Source organism: Arenibacter troitsensis, assembly GCF_900177645.1.
GTDB lineage: Bacteria > Bacteroidota > Bacteroidia > Flavobacteriales > Flavobacteriaceae > Arenibacter > Arenibacter troitsensis.
Map to the genome: position 1 here is coordinate 64,322 of NZ_FXAO01000001.1, position 22,788 is coordinate 87,109.

The 22,788-nt window shown below is 41.0% G+C and carries 18 protein-coding genes; 7 read left to right on the forward strand and 11 right to left on the reverse strand.

Translation table 11 applies throughout. The features are described from left to right. The first annotated feature begins 290 nt into the window (after positions 1 to 290). The 3 genes from B9Y87_RS00220 (at position 291) to B9Y87_RS00230 (ending at position 4,246) form a co-directional block, all read left to right on the forward strand. The gene (locus B9Y87_RS00220; RefSeq protein WP_085495060.1) at positions 291 to 1,769 is read left to right on the forward strand and encodes a xylulokinase; all 1,479 of its coding nucleotides are present in this window, start codon (positions 291 to 293) and stop codon (positions 1,767 to 1,769) included. A 10-nt stretch (positions 1,770 to 1,779) separates the two neighbouring features. Further along, positions 1,780 to 3,105, forward strand: a complete 1,326-nt coding sequence (gene xylA, locus B9Y87_RS00225) for a xylose isomerase (protein ID WP_085495063.1) — start codon at positions 1,780 to 1,782, stop codon at positions 3,103 to 3,105. A gap of 124 nt (positions 3,106 to 3,229) precedes the next feature. Continuing rightward, complete coding sequence (locus B9Y87_RS00230) at positions 3,230 to 4,246, forward strand: LacI family DNA-binding transcriptional regulator (protein WP_085495064.1); 1,017 nt, start codon at positions 3,230 to 3,232, stop codon at positions 4,244 to 4,246. Positions 4,247 to 4,270: 24 nt separating this feature from the next. Here B9Y87_RS00230 and B9Y87_RS00235 read toward each other — a convergent pair whose 3' ends face one another. Further along, complete coding sequence (locus B9Y87_RS00235) at positions 4,271 to 5,344, reverse strand: phosphotransferase enzyme family protein (RefSeq protein WP_085495066.1); 1,074 nt, start codon at positions 5,342 to 5,344, stop codon at positions 4,271 to 4,273. Between the two features lie 12 nt (positions 5,345 to 5,356). Further along, entirely contained in the window at positions 5,357 to 6,247 is an 891-nt protein-coding gene (locus tag B9Y87_RS00240; RefSeq protein WP_245808615.1) for a nucleotidyltransferase family protein, read from the reverse strand. A gap of 264 nt (positions 6,248 to 6,511) precedes the next feature. Here B9Y87_RS00240 and hemN point away from each other — a divergent pair, with 264 nt between their 5' ends. From hemN to B9Y87_RS00255, 3 genes are all read left to right on the forward strand, one after another. Then, complete coding sequence (gene hemN / locus B9Y87_RS00245) at positions 6,512 to 7,873, forward strand: oxygen-independent coproporphyrinogen III oxidase (RefSeq protein WP_085495069.1); 1,362 nt, start codon at positions 6,512 to 6,514, stop codon at positions 7,871 to 7,873. Between the two features lie 54 nt (positions 7,874 to 7,927). Next, the gene (locus tag B9Y87_RS00250; protein ID WP_085495071.1) at positions 7,928 to 8,749 is read left to right on the forward strand and encodes a universal stress protein; all 822 of its coding nucleotides are present in this window, start codon (positions 7,928 to 7,930) and stop codon (positions 8,747 to 8,749) included. Between the two features lie 110 nt (positions 8,750 to 8,859). After that, on the forward strand, positions 8,860 to 9,966 hold the full coding sequence (locus B9Y87_RS00255; RefSeq protein ID WP_217807474.1) for an amidohydrolase family protein: 1,107 nt from the start codon (positions 8,860 to 8,862) through the stop codon (positions 9,964 to 9,966). 28 nt (positions 9,967 to 9,994) lie between these two features. Here B9Y87_RS00255 and B9Y87_RS00260 read toward each other — a convergent pair whose 3' ends face one another. The 8 genes from B9Y87_RS00260 to ccoS all read right to left on the reverse strand — a co-directional run bounded on the left by B9Y87_RS00260 (position 9,995) and on the right by ccoS (position 17,243). Continuing rightward, positions 9,995 to 10,864, reverse strand: coding sequence for a PIG-L deacetylase family protein (locus B9Y87_RS00260; protein ID WP_085496562.1), 870 nt, complete (start codon positions 10,862 to 10,864; stop codon positions 9,995 to 9,997). A 142-nt stretch (positions 10,865 to 11,006) separates the two neighbouring features. Next, the gene (locus B9Y87_RS00265; protein WP_085495073.1) at positions 11,007 to 11,708 is read right to left on the reverse strand and encodes a sulfite exporter TauE/SafE family protein; all 702 of its coding nucleotides are present in this window, start codon (positions 11,706 to 11,708) and stop codon (positions 11,007 to 11,009) included. Positions 11,709 to 11,743: 35 nt separating this feature from the next. Next, entirely contained in the window at positions 11,744 to 12,202 is a 459-nt protein-coding gene (locus B9Y87_RS00270) for a FixH family protein (protein ID WP_085495075.1), read from the reverse strand. 69 nt (positions 12,203 to 12,271) lie between these two features. After that, on the reverse strand, positions 12,272 to 13,690 hold the full coding sequence (gene ccoG, locus B9Y87_RS00275) for a cytochrome c oxidase accessory protein CcoG (RefSeq protein WP_085495076.1): 1,419 nt from the start codon (positions 13,688 to 13,690) through the stop codon (positions 12,272 to 12,274). 66 nt (positions 13,691 to 13,756) lie between these two features. Further along, positions 13,757 to 14,635, reverse strand: coding sequence for a cbb3-type cytochrome c oxidase N-terminal domain-containing protein (locus B9Y87_RS00280; RefSeq protein WP_085495078.1), 879 nt, complete (start codon positions 14,633 to 14,635; stop codon positions 13,757 to 13,759). Continuing rightward, positions 14,632 to 14,829, reverse strand: coding sequence for a cytochrome C oxidase subunit IV (locus B9Y87_RS00285; RefSeq protein WP_072863023.1), 198 nt, complete (start codon positions 14,827 to 14,829; stop codon positions 14,632 to 14,634). The genes B9Y87_RS00280 and B9Y87_RS00285 overlap by 4 nt, the downstream gene beginning before the upstream one ends. 3 nt (positions 14,830 to 14,832) lie before the next feature. Continuing rightward, positions 14,833 to 17,034 (reverse strand): cytochrome-c oxidase, cbb3-type subunit I, encoded by a 2,202-nt coding sequence (gene ccoN, locus B9Y87_RS00290; RefSeq protein ID WP_085495080.1) that lies wholly within the window; start codon positions 17,032 to 17,034, stop codon positions 14,833 to 14,835. Between the two features lie 2 nt (positions 17,035 to 17,036). After that, positions 17,037 to 17,243, reverse strand: a complete 207-nt coding sequence (gene ccoS, locus B9Y87_RS00295) for a cbb3-type cytochrome oxidase assembly protein CcoS (RefSeq protein WP_072863020.1) — start codon at positions 17,241 to 17,243, stop codon at positions 17,037 to 17,039. 373 nt (positions 17,244 to 17,616) lie between these two features. Between ccoS and B9Y87_RS00300 the strand changes: the two genes are divergently transcribed. Next, positions 17,617 to 20,265: a DUF7133 domain-containing protein gene (locus B9Y87_RS00300; RefSeq protein WP_217807475.1), complete on the forward strand. Its 2,649-nt coding sequence runs from the start codon at positions 17,617 to 17,619 to the stop codon at positions 20,263 to 20,265. Positions 20,266 to 20,388: 123 nt separating this feature from the next. On the opposite strand, the gene B9Y87_RS00305 is transcribed toward B9Y87_RS00300, so the two are convergent. Next, entirely contained in the window at positions 20,389 to 22,767 is a 2,379-nt protein-coding gene (locus tag B9Y87_RS00305) for a heavy metal translocating P-type ATPase (protein ID WP_085495082.1), read from the reverse strand. Between the last annotated feature and the right edge of the window lie 21 nt (positions 22,768 to 22,788).

A 22,788-nucleotide genomic window follows, 5' to 3' on the forward strand; every position in this document is an offset into this window, starting at 1 on the left:
AACCAAGGTAACGGATAAATTCCCTAACCCAATTTTTATGGCCGTTGGTTGTAAGCGCCAATTTCTACGAAAGCGTTTTCGAAAAGTGTCGAGATGCTATAATTGACTTATAACTATTACATTTTCAGTTATTTATATCAATATTTAGGGCATTAGTCCTGGTCTGTGATTTTTGCTTTATTTTATGCCCTGCGCCCCAATATGTTTGTCTTGATATAGATTTTAATATATTTGATTGGTGCTTCAAGAATTTTCATATTGAAAATTTATTCCATTAAATTTTAAGACATATGTATTATTTGGGATTGGATATTGGCAGCTCTTCAATTAAGGTGGCTTTGGTAGAGGTAGCTACTGGTAAAAGTGTTGGGGTAGTTCAGGAACCGGAAACGGAAATGGAGATGTTGGCCTTAAAAAATGGTTGGGCAGAACAAGATCCCAAAGCATGGTGGACTTTTGTTTGTCAGGGAATAAAAAAAATAAAAAAGAAGTATACTGTAGACCAAGATCAAATAAAAGGGGTAGGCATAGCCTATCAGATGCATGGATTGGTATTGGTGGACCAACAAGGGGAGCCGGTCAGGAAATCCATTATTTGGTGCGATAGTCGTGCTGTGGAAATTGGCAGGAAGGCTTATGGTGATATTGGAGAGGACATCTGTAAGGCCCATTTATTGAATTCCCCGGCAAATTTTACGGCTTCCAAATTGAAATGGGTCAAGGAAAACGAACCAGAACTTTATAAGTCGGCAGACAAGCTAATGCTTCCTGGAGATTATATAGCCTTTCGCTTTTCCAATGTAATCAATACCACTATTTCCGGATTATCGGAAGGAATCCTTTGGGATTTCAAGGAGGACGCGGTGGCAGAATTACTCATGGAGCATTATGGTATTCCCAAGTCCTTTATTCCAGATATTGTGGATACTTTTGGACTTCAATCCAGAGTGGATGTCAAAGGGGCCCAAGAAAGTGGTTTGGCAGTAGGTACGCCCATACTATACAGGGCTGGGGATCAACCCAATAATGCCTTGGCCCTGAACGTGTTCAATCCCGGGGAAGTTGCTGCTACTGGAGGCACCTCTGGGGTGGTCTATGCGGTTACCGATAGTTTATCGGGAAAGGAGAGTACTAGGGTAAATAATTTTGCCCATGTCAATTATACTAAACAGACTCCAAGAGTAGGTAAGTTATTGAATATCAATGGTGCTGGAATTCAGTACCGCTGGCTTTTGAATAATTTGGATGTGGATTCCTATGAGGAAATGAATTCCTTGGCTTCGGAAATTCCAGTGGGTTCGGACGGCGTATGCCTTATCCCGTTTGGAAACGGAGCGGAACGCATGCTCAACAATCAGGATATTGGCACTAGATTGGTCAACATCAACCTTAATAATCACACCAAGGCACATGTTTGTAGGGCAGCTTTGGAAGGAATAGCATTTTCCTTTGTTTACGGTATGGAAATCTTAAAATCGGACGGTATATCCATAGAGGTAATGCGTGCCGGGAATGATAATTTGTTTAGGTCGGAAATTTTTTCCGAAACAGTATCCACTTTAGTGTCGCAGGACATTGAAATTTATAATACTACCGGGGCCATTGGTGCAGCCAGGGCGGCTGGTATCAATGAAGGAGGGTTTGGGAAATTTGGAACCTATATTACCAATAACGACCATGTAAAGACTTTTAAGCCTTTGAGTGATAAAAGAGCTTATCAATTGGCCTATGAAAATTGGAAAAAAGAATTGGAACTAATCATTAAATAATAAAAAAGAGATGGCAATAATTGGAAACAAGGAATACTTTAAGGGTATAAATGATATTAAATTTGAAGGCAAGGAATCCGATAATCCTTTGGCATTCAAATATTACAATCCAGACCAAGTGGTGGCTGGGAAGACCATGCGCGAGCATTTTAAGTTTGCCATAGCCTATTGGCATACCTTCTGCGGGCAGGGAGCGGATCCGTTTGGTCCAGGTACCCAGAATTTTGCCTGGGACCAGTCTTCGGACCCCGTTCAAGCGGCCAAGGACAAGGCAGATGCGGCTTTTGAGTTTATCAGTAAAATGGGATTTGATTATTTTTGCTTCCATGATTTCGATCTTATTCAGGAAGGAGCCACTTTTGCGGAATCTGAAAAGCGTTTGTCTGTAATTACCGATTATCTGAAGGAAAAAAAGGCCGATTCAGGGATCAAATTATTGTGGGGAACCGCCAATTGTTTCTCCAATCCCCGTTATATGAACGGGGCTGCTACCAATCCTGATTTTAATGTAGTGGCAAGGGCAGGGGGCCAGATAAAATTAGCCTTGGATGCTACTATTGCCCTTGGCGGCGAGAATTATGTTTTCTGGGGCGGAAGGGAAGGTTATATGTCCCTTTTGAATACGGATATGGGACGGGAATTGGATCATATGGCGCAATTCTTAGGGATGGCCAGGGATTATGCTAGGGCCCAAGGATTTAAGGGAACCTTTTTTATAGAGCCCAAGCCTATGGAACCTTCCAAGCATCAATACGATTTTGATACCGCAACTGCAATAGGCTTCCTACGCGAATACGGTTTGGAGAAGGATTTTAAAATAAACATAGAGGTGAATCATGCCACCTTGGCCCAGCATACTTTTCAGCACGAATTGGCAGTGGCGGCCAAAGCCGGAATGTTGGGTAGTATAGATGCCAATAGGGGGGATTACCAAAATGGATGGGATACCGATCAGTTCCCAAACAATATTCAAGAAACTACCGAGGCCATGTTGGTTTTCCTTAAAGCAGGAGGACTGCAAGGTGGTGGCGTAAACTTTGATGCCAAAATAAGAAGGAATTCTACGGATTTGGATGATGTTTTCCATGCCCATATTGGTGGTGCGGACACCTTTGCCCGTGCCTTGCTTACTGCAGATAGGATTATTTCTTCCTCTGCCTATGAGGAGATGCTTGCGGAAAGGTACAGTTCCTTCGATTCAGGGAAAGGGAAGGACTTTGAGAATGGTAAGCTGAACTTGGAAGCCCTTTACAAAATTGCCCAAGAAAATGGGGAATTGAAGTTGCAGAGCGGGAAACAGGAGTTGTTCGAGAACATCATCAATCAATACATATAAGAGGTATAAATAGCACTAGGCTATTGGGCGATCGACTTAGGTTAATCTAAAGATTTTTACAAAAAATCTTTTAATAATATTATAAAGGGAGTTATTTTACCGAAATTCGGGATAAGATAATTCTATGAAAAAAATAACCCTAAAGGAGATTGCCCAATATTTTGGTGTTTCCATTTCAACGGTTTCCAAGGCCATTAATGATAGCCATGAAATTAGTGACGGACTCAAGGCCCAAATACAGAAGTTTGCCAAGGACAATAAATACAGGCCAAATAAGGTGGCCCTTAGTTTATTGCAGCGGAAGACCAAGACCATAGGGGTTGTAGTTCCCAATATTCTCAATTATTTTTTTACACAGGTATTTTCAGGGATTGAAAAAGTAGCCAACGAACGCGGGTATATTTTACTTAGCTGTATCAGCGATGAATCTTATGAAAAGGAAGTTGCCACACTTGAGTTTCTAGGAGGTGGTACCGTTGATGGATTAATTGTGTCCATGGCGGAAGAAACACAGTTCAAAAACAAACTGGATCATTTTCAAAGTATCTTGGACGAGCAGATTCCTTTGGTAATGTTCGATAGGGTTTCGGATGTGATCCCATGTGATAAGGTAGTGGTTGATGATTTTGAGGCCGGTTATAAAACCACAAAATATTTTATAAATCTCGGTTGCAAAACGGTAGCACTGGTTACTGCGATTGATCATTCCAGTGTAGGGAAACTGCGTGTGGAAGGTTATAGGAAAGCCTTGGAAGAGTCGGGTATTCCCTATGATGATAAATTAATATTAAGGATAGGCAAGGAGGACGATATGGAAGTTCCAATAACTTTTTTGTTGAATTACAAACCTATAGAGGGTATTATGGCTTTGGACGAAATAACGGCGGTAGAGGTTTTGAGATTGATCAAGGCCAGGGGATATAGGGTACCAGAAGATATTTCCGTTATAGGATTTACCAATGGTAAATTATCGCGTTACGTAAGTCCGGCACTTACGGCAGTGAGTCAGCACGGTACTTTTATAGGGGAGACGGCAGCCAAGGTCCTTATTGAACGGATAGAGAGCAACGAATATATGGATTGTACCACCAAGGTGATTAAAACCAGCCTAATCGTTAGGGATTCCACCCGAAGGGTTTGATCGTAACTAAAGCCCAAAAATATGTTAAACCTTTGGTGTAAGCCGCTCCTTGACCACTTGGGTCATATATTCTAATTGTTGAAGGGCTTTATTGGTAAAATTGAACAAGCTTAGGCAGCGGTCCAAATTCTGGTTTTCGTAAGATACCTTGTAATATATATTGTCGTTCAAATAGTCTGTCAGGGCCCTTAACCCATGAATGAAGGGCATAAATACGGCTCCCCAGGGCAGTAGGTCTATTTCTTCTTTGGATAAAAAGGGGCCGTTACTCTCAAGGCCCTTTATAAAGGCTTCGAACAAAGGTCTTTCAAAAGTAATCTTGTCGTGATCCTGTTCGTCTTCGGCGGCGGTATTGGCAACAGTTCTTATGGCATCGCCAAAATCAAAGTAAAAATACCCTTTCATGATGGTGTCCAGGTCTATAAGGCAAAGTGCCCTATGGTCTTCTTTGGAAAAAAGGATGTTGTTTAATTTGGTGTCGTTGTGGCAAACACGCAACGGCAACTTGGAATTGTCCAAAATATTCAGTTTTTCCAAGGTTTCCTTGGCAAAGCTTATGGCATTTTTGGCAGTTTCTAATTTTTCCGATTTCGCGGATTGAATGGATTCCTCAAACTGCTTTTCCCTTAAGGGGAGATGGTGAAAATTAGGGATGGTATCCACATATTTGTCCAAGTCCGCCTCTGACAAAAGCTGATGGAATTTTCCAACCACCCTTCCGGCCTCGAATGCAATGTTGTTATCCGTGGCATTGTCATAGGCTGTGGTATTGTTGATATAGGACATCAACCTCCAATATCCCGTTTTTTCATCTTTATAATAAGAATGGTCCGACTCCGTTTTTAGGAGTTCAATGGCCGTGTAATTTTCGTCCTCCAAATGTTGAAAGGCGTTGGCAATATTTTCCATTAGCCCATGAACGTCCTTAAAGACATTGTGGTTTACTCTTTGGAGTATATACAATGGGAATTGGTTATCCAGGACTAAATAGGTGTCATTGATATAACCTTGGTTTATTCCTTGGAATTCATAGGTTTTCCTAGCTATAGAGAAGTTTTTCAACAGCTCGTTTAGCTCAACATATTTATTTGCAATCATGAATAAGCCGTTCTAAATATTGTCCCAAAGAGGAGAGGTGTACCCATTATTGTCTGTCATACGCTGTAATTCTGCAACTGCCACGTCCTTATCGCTGGCGTAGGTAACCCCAAACCATTGACTTGCGGAAGGAATAACATCTACATCTATCAGATTTTTTGCAATCATTTCCTTAATGGCGAATGGAAGATAAATTTCCCCTTTGGCATGGTTGTCCTTATTTCCTATAAAGTCCTTTAGGTACTCTGTAATAAATGGAAATATGGAAGGCTGACAAACCCAGAAGTTCATGCTTACCAATTCTTCTCCAGTAAATTCGGTGCCCGAATCGGAATCGATAATAACCTTGTCCTTGGCTTCTATTTTTGTATGCTCTTGAATGGAGGTCAATTTTCCGCCCTCCGATTTACAAACACCCCTAGATACCGATCCATGCTCGGATAAGGTGTTTTTGAGGATGTAGGCAATAAGGCCAAATGTTTCTTTGTTGCCATTGTTCCTGATAAAATTGGCAGCACTTTCAAAAGCATTTTTGCCGTAATAATCGTCCGCATTTATAATGGCGAATGGTCTATCAATTACATTTCTTGCAGTCCAAACAGCATGGGCCGTGCCCCAAGGTTTAGCCCTTTCGCCTGTAAAGGTTACCCCTTCCGGAAGATCGTTAACTTCTTGGGCCAAAACATCCAATTTAATATTTTTAGGTAATCTGCTGGATAGGTGTTCCTTCAAAAAATCTACATTTTCTTTTTTTGTAATGGCAACTATGTGGTCAAAACCATTTTTCAGGGCGTCATAAATACTGAATTCCATTAGGAACTCGTCTTTTGGACCCAAGTCGTCAAATTGTTTTAGTTTGCCATATCGGCTTCCACTACCGGCCGCCATTAAAAGTAATGTCATAATTGGTTATTTTTAAGTTTACAAAAATATAGTTTTTATCATAAAGGGACTTCTAGAACGGTTTATTTAAAAAAATAGTTTCTAATTGTACTGTTTTTAACGATTCTATATTTTAAGCCAAGCTTCGAAGAGCCAACAATTTGGCCATTGAATGGCCTGAAATTATGGCCTTTAGTGTACGGATGATGGCCAAACCTGATAAGTGTCATATTTTTAAAAATGTCTCCGTAGTACTTTTGTAGCTATTGCAAATAACAAAAGCGTATGACCAATTTAGTTCAAAAATACAATATCCCCGGCCCCAGATATACCAGTTACCCTACGGTTCCCTATTGGGATTTGGAATCTTTTTCTGGCCGACAGTGGGAGGGTACCTTGATCAAAAATTTTAATGAAAGCAATAGGGAAGAAGGTATAAGTCTATATATCCACTTACCCTTCTGCGAAAGCCTTTGTACTTTTTGTGGGTGTCATAAAAGAATTACCAAACGACATGAAGTTGAAAATCCATATATCAGCGATGTCCTTACAGAGTGGAAACTTTATTGTGATTTATTTGAATCCAAACCAAGAATTAAGGAACTTCATTTGGGTGGAGGTACCCCAACTTTCTTCTCACCGGAAAATTTAACCAGGCTTATCAATGGTATTTTTGCCTCTGCCACCCGTGCAGAGAATTACGAATTTAGTTTTGAAGGACATCCCAATAATACCACCAAAGAACATCTGAAAGCACTTTATGATGTTGGGTTTAGGAGGGTAAGTTATGGGGTTCAGGATTACAACAAGAAGGTACAGCTCGCCATTCATAGGTGGCAACCTTTTGAAAATGTAAAAAATGTTACCCAATGGGCCAGGGAAATAGGATATACTTCCGTGGGCCATGATATTATTTTTGGCCTGCCCTTTCAAACGAAGGAAGATGTTGCCGAAACTATTCTAAAGACCAAGGAGTTAATGCCAGATCGATTGGCCTTCTATAGTTATGCCCATGTTCCCTGGTTAAAGGGAAATGGGCAAAGAGGGTATAAGGATTCCGATCTGCCATCTGCGGAGGAGAAGCGTGAGCAGTATGAGATGGGCAAGACTTTATTGGCCGAAGTAGGCTATTCAGAAATAGGAATGGATCATTTTTCACTAAAATCGGATTCGCTTTTCAAAGCTATGGAGAATGGAACCCTGCATAGGAATTTTATGGGCTATACAGCTTCCAAGACCAGGGTAATGGTAGGTTTGGGGATTTCCAGTATAAGCGATAGTTGGGATAGTTTTGCACAAAATGTAAAAAGTCTGGAAGAGTATCACCATCTGGTGGAAAGTAATATTATTCCTGTTTATAGAGGACATATTTTAACCGAAGAAGACAGGGTTGTTCGTAAGCATATCTTAAATTTAATGTGTAAATTTAATACTAGCTGGGAGCATCAAAATGAAAGGTTCAACGAATTGGATGAGGTTGGGGACAAACTAAAGGAAATGGCTCTTGATGGTCTTGTGGAATTTGTTTCGAATGGTATTTGTGTTACCGAAAAAGGAAGGCCTTATGTACGTAATGTGTGTATGGCGTTCGATTTGTTCCTGCATCGCAAGGCACCGGAAACCAGATTGTTTTCCATGACTATTTAGATACTTCGGGTTGTTATTTAGGTTCGTGATAATTAAATCAGTAAAAATAGATCTATGAAAAAAATTATTGTACCCGTCGATTTTTCGGAACAATCCGAAAATGCGCTTAAAACGGCCGCTTCCATCGCTGCTAAATACGGATCCGAGCTTTTTGTCCTGCATATGCTGGAATTGTCCGAGGCTCTTGTTTCCTCCAATGAGCAGGCACATTATGAGCAAGCCGTTTTCTTGATAAAATTGGCAGAAAAAAGATTTGAAACATTTTTGGAAAAGCCATACTTAAAAGGTATCTCGGTTACGCCTATAGTTAAGCACCATAAAGTGTATAGTGAAGTTAATGCGGTTGCGGAAAAGCACCAGGCAGATCTGATAGTTATGGGCTCTCGGGGAACCGATGGAATCAAAGAAATATTTGTAGGTTCCAATGCGGAGAAAATGGTTCGAAATTCCAATGTTCCCGTTTTGGTTATAAAGGATTATATTGAAGGTTTTGAGGTAAAGAGATTTGTTTTTGCCTGTGATTTTGAGGAGGAGAATTTGGAACCCTTTCAACGTGCCAAGAATTTGGCGGATAAGCTTGGCGCTGAATTGATTTTAGTATATGTCAATACTCCTGGAGATAATTTTCTGAGTACAAAGGATGCTTTTAAGAAAATCAATAAATTTCTGCACTTGGCGAAAGCGAGTTTGGAAGTCGAAATTTATAACGACTACTCTGTGGAGAGGGGAATACTTGCTTTTAGTGAAAGTAGGAATGCCGATTTAATAGGATTGCCCACTCATGGTAGAAAAGGCTTGAGCCATTTTTTAATGGGCAGTATAGGGGAGGATGTGACCAATCATTCCAAAATACCTGTTATCACTTTTAAAATTTAGCAGGCTTGGGGGGCTATACGGCAACAGTATAATTTGGCCACATGGTCTATGCCAAGGATAGGTTAAATTGCTTTTTATAAGTAATGTTTAAATTGTTATATTTGAGAGACATGGATAACCATAACGGTCTAATTTCCATGACTCCCGATATGAAAATTTACTACTTTATTTTTTTGTGTATTGCTTTCAATTCCATTTCTGTAAAGGCGCAGGAGGATATGCTGCTTAAGGATTATGATCCGGTATCCATTTATAATACGCCTCGTACAAAGGTGTCCAAAGCTAAATTTCCTGCAGTGGATTTTCACTCGCATCCCTATCCAAAGTCGGAACAGGAAATAAGTGAATGGGTGAATACAATGGACCGGTCAGGGGTTGCTAAATCCATCATACTCACGTATCGGACCGGGAAGTCCTTTGACAGTATCGTTAATCTTTATTCCAAATACGGAGACCGTTTTGAGCTTTGGTGCGGCTTAGATTTTACCGGATACGAAGAAAAAGGATGGAGCAAGCGCGCAGTAAAGGAATTGGAAAGATGTTATAAGATGGGAGCAAAAGGGGTTGGAGAATTGGGCGATAAAGGATTTGGATTTTTTTACTCCAAACCAACAACGGCAAAAGGGATGCATGCGGATGATGATAGGATGAAGCCTTTGTGGGAGAAATGTGGTGAACTGGGTATGCCGGTAAGCATACATGTGGCGGATCCTATGTGGATGTACGAACCAATGGATGTCCATAATGATGGCCTGATGAATGCTTATAAATGGAGAATAGATACTACAAGGGAAGGACTGCTAACGCATGCAGAACTAATTACTACCTTGGAAAATGCCGTAAGGGAAAATCCTAAAACCACTTTTATTGCCTGTCACTTTGCCAATTGTAGTTACGATTTGGAGATTTTGGGGAGACTTTTGGATAAATATGATAATATGTTCGCCGATATTTCGGCCAGATATGCGGAAACTGCGGCTGTTCCCCGTTATACGAAACGCTTTTATGAAAAGTATCAGGACAAATTGGTCTATGGTACCGATATGGGTACTGATCCGGAAATGTACGAATTAACCTTTCGCATTCTCGAAAGCGAGGATGAACATTTTTATGACAAGAATATATCTTCCTATCATTGGTCGTTCAACGGGTTGGGCCTTAGCGATGAGGTTTTGAAGAAAGTATATAGTGAAAATGCCAAGAAAATCTTGGATTAGGCACTACTGACTTTTGTCTGAATGGGGATTATTTTTGGAGCATGGGGAAAAGTTTCCGGATCTCTTCATCGTTGGGTTGTTTGCCGTATTCACATATTTCAAAACCCTCTATATGTTTAGCGCTGTAAGCTTTGGTTCCGTACCATTTTTCTGCACATTTCAGGAGATCTTCCTTGGGAGGTTTTGTCCTCCAATTGGCCAACATTTCCAATCTGCCCTGATCGTCCTTAGGTACTTTGTCCAAATTTCCGGCTGTCCAAGGAAGCCATTCAAAGAATTGGGATTTGTGTGCCGACATAGCATATACCTTTTGATCAAAAACAGTATCGATGATTACGGCAATATCAGGTTCGAACGGGCTGGGTTTTTGAAAACTATCCTCTGAGTAGAGAAAGACCGGATTTTTTTGGAGCGGTGGTACTTCTGGGGCTACATTGGGAACTATTACCATGTAGGCGGCGTCCTGTACCAGAACCCCTGTATAACGGTGGTCTGGATGATAATCATTGGGTCTGGGCGCAATGACCACATCGGCATTCCATTTTCTGATTTCACGTATCACCTTTAGTCTATTTTCCAAAGTAGGCATCAATTCCCCATCATGGTTGTCCAAAACCGTATAGGTTACTCCAAATCTTTTTCCTGCTTCCTTGGCCTCGGCTATCCTTACTTTGGCAAGCTCTCCACCGCCCATGGCATAATGGCCGGCATCACCGTTGGTCAAGGAAACGAATTTTACGTTATGACCCATCTTGGCAAGTAAAATGGCCGTACCTCCAGTGTCGATATCACAATCATCTGGATGTGCACCGAAAACAATGACGTTTATTTTTTCGTTCTGTGAAAAAAATACCGTCCAATTTAAAAGGAGATAACATAGAAGTATGATTTTCTTCATTGGAGAAGGTTTAAGGTTGGTTGAATATGCACCAAGCATTTAAATGGACAGGGAATCTTTGCGAAAGCTAAATCCCTATGTACTTGAAATTTACATTATTTTTAGCAACACAGCAAGTTTAAAAGGTTGGCGGAAAGGAGAATTAATGGCATTCCAAGGTACTGTCAACAACTTCCATGACAGGTTCGGGCGAAATATAGGGAATACCAAGTCCCATACCCCTTAATATAAATAAAAGTCCAACTAAGATTACGAATACTGGTATTAATCGCTGCACCGATTTTTTTGCCGAGCCTTTTAACATACTCCCAAAGTAGACGGCAGTGGTCATTAAAGGTATGGTACCTAGTCCAAAAAGGGTCATGAACAATGCGCCAAGCCAGGGGTTGGCAGTGGCAATACTACCAAAAATGGCCATATAAACCAATCCACAGGGCAGTAATCCGTTGAGGAAGCCAATGGTGAGAAAGGTATCTGGACTCTTTTTTTGTAATTCCTTGCCAAGTCTACTTTTTATTTTGGTCAAAAAGGAATAAATGGGTTTGGAGAAATTATATTTTCCAAAAGTGTTGTAGGGAATTAGGATGATGATGATCATCAGGACTCCTATAATTATGGAAAGTCTTTGTTGTAGGCCAAACACATATAGTCCTTTGCCCAAAAATCCGAAAACGAGACCAATAAGGCTGTAGGAGGCAAGTCTGCCCAAATGATATAGAAAGACTTGAAATAGTTTTTTAGTCGGTTTATTGTGGTCTACGGGTAACATAAAGGCTATGGGGCCGCACATTCCAACACAGTGAAAGCTTCCCATTAGACCCAAAATTACGGCAGATAACAACATAGTATAAAGGTATTGACCTTTGGCGTTTACATTTCTTATTTACTTTGGTGATAGGTTATTTTTTTCTTGAACAAATAGACTTCGCCATTATATTCCCAAAATACTTTAATGTCCCAGCGACCATCCAACAAACGATTGTCAGGTATGAGCAAATAGTCTTGGGATAGACTTATAGGTAAGTCAAAATCCAAGTGCTTGTTAGATGGTCTGTATAGGGACACTTTGCCTTTGATATTATCCGCATTTAAGTTCGTTGGGAACACCAATTTTAAACCTTGATCACTTGTTTCCAAGGTAAGGTCCACTTCTTTGGTACGAGAATTATTTTCTGCATCAATTTCATTCTGATAACCTAATTCCGCTCCATAGTAGTTTTCTATGACCAAATCGTGATTGGCCTTGTTGTCCATACTCATTCGGACTACAAAAAATAATATAAAACTTATAAACCCAATGAAGGCTATTACAATTCCGGTTCCCCAATTAATTTTCATGGCTTTTAATTTAGTTTTGATTTCCGCTTAATAGGGAAAATTTATTCGTTTTTTAAGTAATGAACCTATTTATTTGTAGCTTCTAGGGGCTAAAAATCTGGCCGTTGCCGTCTCAATTAACTTTTCTCCACTATAGACGCCAATATTCAATTTGTTCTTGTCGCCTTCCAAGGCCGAATTGTTTATTTCTACAAATAAGGTGCCTTCCGCCAATCCTTGTGCTGGTACTGTAAAAAGTTCATGCCTCACCAAATTGATGGTCCCTTTGTGAGAGATAAGTTTAAAACTGATGTCTGGAATATCCTTGGTGGTTTTGTTTACCAATTTATACGTATACACGTTGCTAATGATATTACCTTCCTTATGTTCATAAAGTTGTCCTGGAAGTCTTAGGATATTTGCCTCCACTTCATTTCTTAGAAACAGCATTCCTATCAAAATTCCGGTAAGAATCACAAGCACTGCAGTGTAACCCTTTAGTCTGGGTGTAAATTTGAACTTGGATTTTTTCTCAATATTGTCTTCACTGGCATAACGGATAAGTCCTTTGGGGAGGTTTACCTTTTCCATTATGGTGTCGCACTCATCAATACAAGCTGTACAGTTTACGCATTCCAGTTGGGTTCCGTTTCTTATGTCTATACCTGTAGGGCAGACGTTTACGCATTGGAAACAATCAATGCAGTCCCCATGACCCAAAGCTGTTCTATCCTCTCCTTTTCTGAACTTTTTTCTGCCGTTTTCACCTTCACCGCGTTTGTGGTCGTAGGCTACCACAATAGACTTATTGTCCAAAAGTACGCCTTGCATTCTTCCGTAAGGGCAGGCAATTATACATACTTGTTCCCTAAACCAGGCAAACACAAAGTAAAACACCCCTGTAAAAATTAAAAGGGAGACCAAGGTGCTTATGTGCTGCAACGGGCCATCGGTGATATATTCAATCAATCGGTCGCTTCCAATTAAATAGGCTAGGAATACATTGGCTATTAAAAAGGAGATAATAAAAAACACAATCAGTTTAAGGGCGCGTTTTCTAATTTTCTCTGCATTCCAAGGCTGCTTGCTTAGACGTATTTGGGCACCTCGATCCCCATCGATCCAAAATTCGATCCTCCTGAATACCATTTCCATGAAGATCGTTTGGGGGCACATCCAACCACAAAAAATACGTCCAAAGGCAACTGTAAATAGGGCTATGAATATTACCCCGATGATCATGGAAATTACAAAAAGATGAAAATCCTGTGGCCAAAAAGGGAACCCAAAAATATTGAAACGCCTTTCCAGTACATTGAACATTAGGAACTGGTTGCCATTCACTTTTACGAAGGGAGCCAGAAAGAGAAATGCCAAAAGAACATAACTTACATACTTGCGATATTCATAAAACTTGCCGCTTGGCTTTTTGGGATATATCCATGCCCTTTTTCCCTCCTCGTTAATTGTTCCTATGGAGTCCCTAAAATTGTCCTGGTCCTGTGCCATTTCCTTGTTCTACTTTAAAGTAATTATAGGTAAGCGCAATAATGTGCCCATTAGTGTTTTAAGTGTTTACTCTCCAGTCCAAATTTCGCCTTCTGCGGCCTTTGGGTTGGCAGGGATCTTGCCGTTTATTTCAGAGAGAATATAACTGGCTACCTGGGCTATTTCGGCAGGCTTAAGGGTCTGTTTCCAAGCTATCATGCCCTTTCCGTCCCTTCCGCCTTCTGAAATGGTATGGAAAACATTTTTTACACCACCTCCCAAGATCCAATATTCGTCGGTTAGGTTTGGTCCAATACCACCACCTCCATCGGGCATGTGGCAGGCCACACAATTGGCGCTGTATATTGCTCCACCTGCCTTAATATCCGAGGCTTCCGTTAATAGTTCCACCGTGTTGGCGTCAACCAAACCTTTGGCTGTTTTTTTATACTCTTCTATAGCTATCTTGGCTTCGGCCACTTCCTGTTCATATTCCATGTCCTGGGTGTAGTCATTGAAGACATGGAAACGCGCTAGGTAGACCAACCCGAAAATGATGGTGGCATAGAACATATACACCCACCAAGGCGGAAGATTGTTGTCCAATTCACGGATACCGTCATAATTGTGGTCTAGGATAATTTCCTTTTCTTCTTCAATAGGTTTGTTACCTGTCATTTTTTTCCAGAAAGCTTTGCCCCATTTCCATTCCCATTGCTTGGATTTGGCCGCCAAATATCGCTCTTTGGCTTCGGGGGAAAGGGTTTGGAACATTACATTTTCAACTGATTTAAGGATCAATTCAATACCCACCAATATGAACAACACCACTAACATAAACACAAGGGTTATGGGGTATTCAATAAATGCGGGTTTGTCCCCGGAGTCAATAAAGTACTCCATCAATCCGAAGATTAGGAAAAAGATTAGTGGAACTCTTATCCACCAAGGTGACATATTTCTCATAACGATTCTTCTTTAGGTTGGTTTTCTTCTGTTTCTAATGGTATTTGGCTAACTTCTTTTATATGTTCCTTAGAGGCGGTAAATACCCACCAGAAAAGAATGGTAAAAAACAAAAAGAAAATTAGCAGTGATATCATGGGATAGGTGGCAACGCCATCTATACTTTCCATATAACCTTTTACGAATTTTAGCATGACTTATTTGTTTTGTGAAATTATTTCGTCCGTTTCCTTAATTTTTATATCTGTTCCCAGACGTTGTAGATAGGCTATCATAGCTACAATTTCCCTATCTTTCATCTCTATGAATTCCTCACCGTTTTCGGCAGCATATTTTTTGTCCTCTTCATATCCTTTGGCAAAATCCGGATCGGAGTATAGATTTTTTTCTATTTTGGTTGCTTGCTCGTTCATAGATTGTTCGGCATTCGCAATCTCCTCATCGGAATAGGGTACCCCAAGAGTTACCATGGTTTCCATTTTAGACCTAATATTGCTTCTGTCGTGCCTATTGCGCACCAACCAAGAATAGGAGGGCATAATGGATCCGGAAGAGGTACTTTGTGGATCGTACATATGGTTTAAGTGCCAGTTGTCCGAATATTTGCCACCTACCCTTAAAAGATCTGGTCCGGTACGCTTACTTCCCCAAAGGAATGGGTGGTCGTACACATACTCTCCTGCCTTGGAGTACTCGCCATAACGTTCAACCTCACTTCGGAAAGGCCTTACCATTTGGGAGTGACAGCCAACACATCCTTCCCTTATATATAGATCCCTACCTTCCAATTCCAGAGGGGTATACGGCTTAACGCTGCTTATCGTTGGAATGTTCGATTTTACCAGAATGGTGGGGACAATTTGGATAATCCCTCCTATTAAGATGGCAATGGTTGCCAAAATGGTCAATTGAATAGGCTTACGCTCCAACCAAGTATGGAATGTTTCTCCAGCGGTTCTTTTCTTGGATACGGTAGTCAAAGCTGCGGCCTCAGCCAATTCATCCTCTACATTTGTTCCCTGCTTAATGGTGACTACTACGTTGTAGATCATTACAATGGCACCAACAATATACATGGTACCACCTATGGCCCTCATCCAATACATTGGTATAATCTCATTTACGGTTTCCAAAAAGTTACCGTAAGCCAAGGTTCCATCGGGGTTAAATTCCTTCCACATCAAGGCTTGGGTAAAACCGGCAACATACATGGGAAGTGCGTAAAGTATGATTCCTAAGGTACCTATCCAGAAATGGAAATTGGCCATGGGAAGTGAGTGCAACCTTGTTTTGAACATTTTTGGAACCAGCCAGTAGATCATACCAAAGGTCAGGAACCCATTCCAAGCCAAAGCTCCTACATGTACATGGGCTATAATCCAATCACTAAAATGTGCAATGGCATTTACATTTTTTAAGGAAAGCATTGGTCCTTCAAAAGTAGCCATACCATAACCTGTAATGGCCACTACCATAAACTTTAAAACAGGGTCTGTCCTTACCTTGTCCCATGCTCCACGCAAAGTCAATAGTCCATTGATCATACCTCCCCAAGAAGGAGCAATGAGCATAACGGAGAATGCTACTCCTAAATTTTGGGCCCATTCCGGCAGGGTAGAATACAACAAATGGTGTGGACCGGCCCAGATATAGATAAATATCAAAGACCAAAAGTGTACGATAGATAATCTATAGGAATATACGGGTCTATTGGCCGCTTTGGGAACAAAATAGTACATTAATCCCAAGAAAGGTGTGGTAAGGAAGAATGCTACGGCGTTATGCCCGTACCACCATTGTACCAGTGCATCCTGTACTCCGGCGTATACCGAGTAACTTTTTAAAGCACTTACAGGTAAGGCCAGGCTATTAAAGATATGGAGTACTGCAACGGTTACGAATGTGGCCAGGTAAAACCAAATGGCCACGTACAAATGGCGTTGTCTTCTTTTTAGCATTGTTCCGATCAGGTTCCAGCCAAAGGCCACCCAGACTACGGCAATGGCCAAATCTATAGGCCATTCCAATTCTGCATATTCTTTGGACGAGGTGTACCCCAAGGGTAGGGTGATTGCTGCCGCCACTATGATGGCCTGCCATCCCCAGAAATTGAAATTACTTAGGGCATCACTAAACATTCTCGCCTTTAACAAGCGCTGGGTAGAATAATAGACCCCGGCAAAGATGGCGTTCCCTACAAAGGCAAAAATAACCGCGTTGGTGTGCAAGGGCCTTAGTCGGCCAAAACTCAACCAGGATATTCCATCGGTTAAATTTGGAAAAAGAAACATAAAGGCAAGCAATAAGCCTACCGACATTCCTACAATTCCCCAAAACATAGTTGCATAAAGGAATTTTTTTACGATTTTGTTATCGTAATAAAACTGTTGTACTTCCATAATTACAATTTTTGACTTTCACTTTTTTGGTTAGATATTTCTTCGGTCTTCTCGGGAGTACTTTTTACAAGTTCATCTTCGAAGAGCATACGAACGGATGGGGTATAGGAATCATCATATTGACCACTCTTGGTAGCAATGATAAAAGCCGCAAAAAAAATGACGGCTACAACAATACTTAAAGTCAACAATAAATAAATAACACTCATACCTACCTGAATCAGGGCGTAAAACTAAACATGGGGGCTGTGGAATAATATGACATTTATCAGCTTTTGATAAAATATTGCAAGTTCTCCTCCCCAAAAACATTTCAAAAGTACCCTCCTTTCAAATATCCTAATTATTAAAGTAAAATACACATTCGAAACTTTAAAAAAATAAAGGTTTCATTTAAGATTGTGCAGGACACTAATAATGGGAATTCATCTAAATAATGTTCCCCTACCCGTAATAATTCAATTTAACCATGGATTTATGGGAAAGATTTTTAGTTTTGCCGCTACTTTGTTGAAAATCCGGTAAACCTTAACTGGTTTTTCTGCCCTCAGGGTTTAATTATAAATTTTAACGGAATTGAATATGTTTAAAAAGGTAGGCTTTATTTTATTTTCAAGTTTAATGTTTTTTAGTTGTAAGCAAGGGGAGGTACCATGTATCCCTAGTACCGAGGCAATAAATTATCCTTCCAGCGATTCTTTGGCCCAGGTTCTGAACTGGCCAGAAGATTTGGAAATAACCGGTTTTTCTGGTCCCGACTTAACGCCGAGTCCTGCCTGTATGGCCGTTGCTGCTACCGGGGAGGTTTTTGTTGGGGTAGATATGATGGGGTCTCTAGGGAAGGAGATGAACAAAGGTTTTATAAAACGTTTGGTAGATTGTAATCACGATGGAATAATGGATTCCCATACCGAATTTGCCCAGGTGGATAATCCACGTGGCATTTTGGCCATTGGGGATCAGGTATTTGTTTTACATACTACTTTTTCGCCGGAAACAGGAAAGGCCTTTAACATGGACTTGGTAGTATTTGAAGATAAGGACAAGGACGGTGTGGCCGATGGCCCTGCAAAGGTCTTGATAAAGAATTTGAGCAATTCCAAATATTTACAAGAGAGAGGAACGGATCATGCCACCAACGGCATTCAAATGGGGATAGATGGATGGATGTATATTGCCGTGGGCGATTTTGGATTCCATAACGCCACAGATGCTGATGGCACACAATTGACCATGTTGGGCGGTGGGGTATTGCGAGTGCGTCCGGATGGAACCGAAATGGAAGTGTATACCCATGGTTTGCGGAATATATACGATGTGGCCATTGACCCTTTTATGAATATTTACACTAGGGGAAATACCAATGATGGTGGTGGCTGGAACATAAGATTTATTCATCAGATACAATCTGGGGAATATGGTTACCCCGTGCTGTTCAAGCATTTTACGGAAGAGATCCTTCCCGCTTTGGTGGATGTGGGCGGTGGCTCAGGAACTGGGTCCCTTTATATGAACGACAATCGCTGGCCGGAAAAATATAATAATGTTCCCATGATGGCCGATTGGGGTAGAAGCTATCTTTATTTTCACAGGCTTACTGAAAATAAGGCCAGTTTTATACAAGATGAGGAAGAGTTTATCCAATTGCCACAGATAACCGATGTGGATGTAGATGCAGCAGGTGCCATGTATCTTTCGGCTTGGGATGGTGCAGGCTATTCCGGAAGCCCGGATAAAGGATATGTAGTTAGGGTTTTACCTGAAAACTATAATTATGAACCATTCCCCAATCTAGAGGATTTCTATTGGACAGGCAGTTTGGTGGATCTTTTAAAGGAGGGCAATGCCAAGACTCGATTAAGTGCCCAATACGAATTGATAAGGAGAGGGAAAGGAGCCGATAAAGTATGGCAATTGGCACAGGACAGCTCTTTGTCATTGGAGGTACGTGCCGCGGCTATATTTACTTTTGCCCAATTGACGGGTGAAAGTGGTATTGATCGTCTTGTTACATTAACTGAAGATCCACAGGTTCAAGAATTTGCGCTAAGGGCTTTGTCGGATCGTTTGGGGACAATAGAAAAAGTGCCTACAGAACCATTTGTAAATGCACTGAAGTCCGATTCTGACCGGGTAAAGGCAGCTGCAATTGTTGGTTTGGGCAGACTAGGGAAAAAGGAGGTGGCCAATGATTTATTGGAGATTGCAGTTCCAAATTCATTTAAAGCACCAGAAATGGGGACGGAAGGACCTCATGCCAGGCCAAATGCCGAAATTGTCGTGCCACATTTAGCCGTTAAGGCATTGGTTAAATTGGATGCTGTGGACGCTTGCGTAAGTGCTTTGGATACCGATCAGCAGGATTTGGCCCTTTGGGCAATGCGATATATGCATAGCCCCAAGGTTGTTGATGGATTGATCAAGGCTTATGAAAAAACTGACGATGCCGTTTTTAAGAATAAAATCATAAATACCTTGGCGCGTATTTACCACAAAGAGGCACCTTATGATACTTCCTGGTGGTGGAGTACCCGCCCGGATACCCATGGCCCTTATTATAAAACGGTAGAATGGGATTACACCCCTGTGATACGTTCGTTTTTAAAAGGGGAATGGGAAAAATCTTCGGAAGATGAAAAGGGACTGTATGCGGAATTGAATAGTAAATACCGTTTGGCGATCGATGATTTTGGTACCGTGGAAATTAGCGCTCCTAAGGAGGATATGCCAACGGTAGACCTTGAAAAGATCAAAAATAAGAAAGGACAGATCGGGGAGGCTTCCATTGAGGATATCATGATTGCCTTGAAAAATATAAAGGGCGATCCCAAAAAAGGAAAGGAAATCTTTAAGAACCAGGCTTGTTTTACCTGTCACAGTGTATCTTCAGGCGAAGTAATGAAGGGTCCTTTTATGGGGCAAATAGGTTCCATTATGAATAGGGAACAGATTGCGGAGTCTATCCTGAAACCCAATGCTTCCATTTCCCAAGGATTTTCCACAGTACAGATACAGACCAAGGGAGGGGACAATTATGTTGGTTTTGTAACCCAGGAATCGGCCACTGACCTGACTATAAGAAATATTGCGGGTATAGCTACCCAATTAAATAAATCCGATATCGCCGAAAGAAAGGAGTTGGAAACCTCAATGATGCCTTCTGGTTTGGTGAATGCCCTTAGTTATGAGGAAATGGCTTCTTTGGTAGCCTATTTGGAGCAACAGAAATAGGGGAGGGGACTTTCCTTGACCTAAAATAAATGGGTTATTGTACAAGAAAAGGGCAACTGTTCTAAAACAGTTGCCTTTTAATTATTAGGTTATTTCCAAATCCAAAATATATTCTTATGACTATTACTGCCTTAGTTTTTTACCCAAAAGGTTTGTAGCTACAGTAGTGAATATCACAATACTGATAGAGCTTAATGGCATTAGAATAGCGGCGATAACCGGCTGTAATTGTCCCGTTACCGCAAAGTACAATCCCACAAGGTTGTACATCAAGGAAAGTATGAAACTTAGCTTTATGATCTTAATGGCTTTCCTTGAGGCTAGAATATACTGGTATAGGGATTTGAAATTTTTAGCGTCTAGGATGCCGTCACAGGCAGGTGAGAAAACATTTACGTTTTCTGAAATGGCTATGCCTACATTGCTTTGTGCCAGAGCTCCCGCATCATTTAGTCCGTCCCCTACCATCATTACATTTTTGTTTTGGTCCTGGAGCGACTTTATAAATTGGAGTTTGTTGTCCGGTTTTTGATTAAAGTATAGTGGTGTTCCCGGGGGCAATAACTTGGTAAGGTTGGCTCTCTCCCCGGCATTATCCCCTGAAAGGATTGCCAATTCCAGGTCTCTCGACATTGTTTTAAAGGTTTCACCTACCCCGTCCCGGTATTGGTTCTGAAAAATAAAACAGCCTTTGTATTCGTCGTTGGAACTTAAGTGGACAGAGGTACTGTCTTTATTGTTAATGTTGGTGTTTCCTACAAAGGCGGCAGAGCCAATTTTTACACTGTCCGTTACGGTTGAACCTTTGATTCCCTGGCCCAAATATTCCTCGTATTCCTCTAGCGGTACTATGTTTTGTTCTGCCAACATATCATAAAGCTTTCTGCTCAATGGGTGATTGGAGGAGCGTAGGGTGTTTTTCAGTAAAGACTCTTCTTCACTTGTCAATTCCAAGCCTTCATAGTAGACATTTCCCTTTTCGGCCGTGGTAATGGTACCTGTTTTATCGAATATGGCGGTATCTATCTGAGCCAATTGTTCTATGGTCTGGGTGTCTCTTAGGTAAAAGCCGTGGCGGCCGAAAATTCGCAACATATTGCCCAAGGTAAAAGGGGCTGCCAAGGCAATTGCGCATGGGCAAGCAATTATAAGCACGGCGGTAAAGACATTTATCGTTTTACTTGGGTCTATGATCAACCATATTATGGCAGAGACGAAAGCGATGGTCAGTACGGCAATGGTAAACCTTTTGCCAATACTGTCCGTTAAGGTTTGGAAGCTGCCCGATTTGTCTTGTTGGAAAACGGCATTGCTCCAAAGTTGTGTAAGATAACTCTGGGAAACGGATTTTATAGCTTCAATTTCTATGGCACTACTGATCTGTCTTCCCCCTGCATAAACTTTGTCTCCAGATCTCTTTTCCACCGGTTCCGATTCACCGGTCACAAAGCTATAGTCGATCTTGGCGTTTCCGTTGATCAGAATAGCATCAACAGGAATTAATTCCCCATTCCTTATAAGGAGCCTGTCACCGGATTTAATATCGTATACTTGAGTGTTCTCTTCCGTATTTTCACTTGTTATTCTGGTAACGGCAATAGGGAAGTAGGATTTATAATCCCGTTCAAAGGATAAATAGGAATATGTTTTTTGTTGAAAAAATTTACCAAGAAGCAAAAAGAAAACCAATCCCGTAAGGCTGTCGAAAAAACCCGATCCCCAATCGAAAATGATTTCTACGGTACTTCGAAGGAATAAAACCAAAATGCCCAGGGCAATTGGGATGTCAATATTTAAGAATTTGGACCTTAGTCCCTTGTACGCCGAAATAAAATAATCCTGGGCCGCGTAGAAAACCACTGGCAAGGAAAAGACAAACATAAGCCATCTAAAAACCCCTTTAAATTGTTCCAGCCAAAATTCCCCTACCTCAAAATATTCAGGGAAGGAAAGAAACATGACATTTCCAAAGGCAAAGCCCGCAATCCCCAATTTATAGGACATGCTGCGGTCTGTTCCTTTTTTGGTCTTATCGTAATCGTCCAAGGAAATATAGGGTTCATAGCCAATTCTCGCCATTAGTAATACCAACTCTTTCAGTGAAACCTTGTTGGAATTAAAGGTAACCCGAACGGTCTTTTTGGGAAAGTCTACCTGGGAACTGTTGATGCCCTTGTTCAGTTTGTTTAGGTTTTCCAATATCCAAATACAGGAACTGCAATGAATATGGGGAATGTATAGATTTATTATTTGGGTGCCGTTATCATTAAACTCAATGAGTTTTTCTACAATGTTTTGGGATTCCAGAAAGTCATATTTGCCTGCTACCTCCTTAGGCGAGGCACCCGCAGCGGACTGTAGGTCATAATAGTAGGATAGGTCGTTGTTGGAGAAAATCTCATAAACGGTTTTACATCCATTACAACAAAAATTTTTGTCATTATGATTTATGGGATTGTTCCCGCAATCGTCACCACAATGATAGCACGTTGCCTTATCCATAGATTATTTGCTTAATACCTG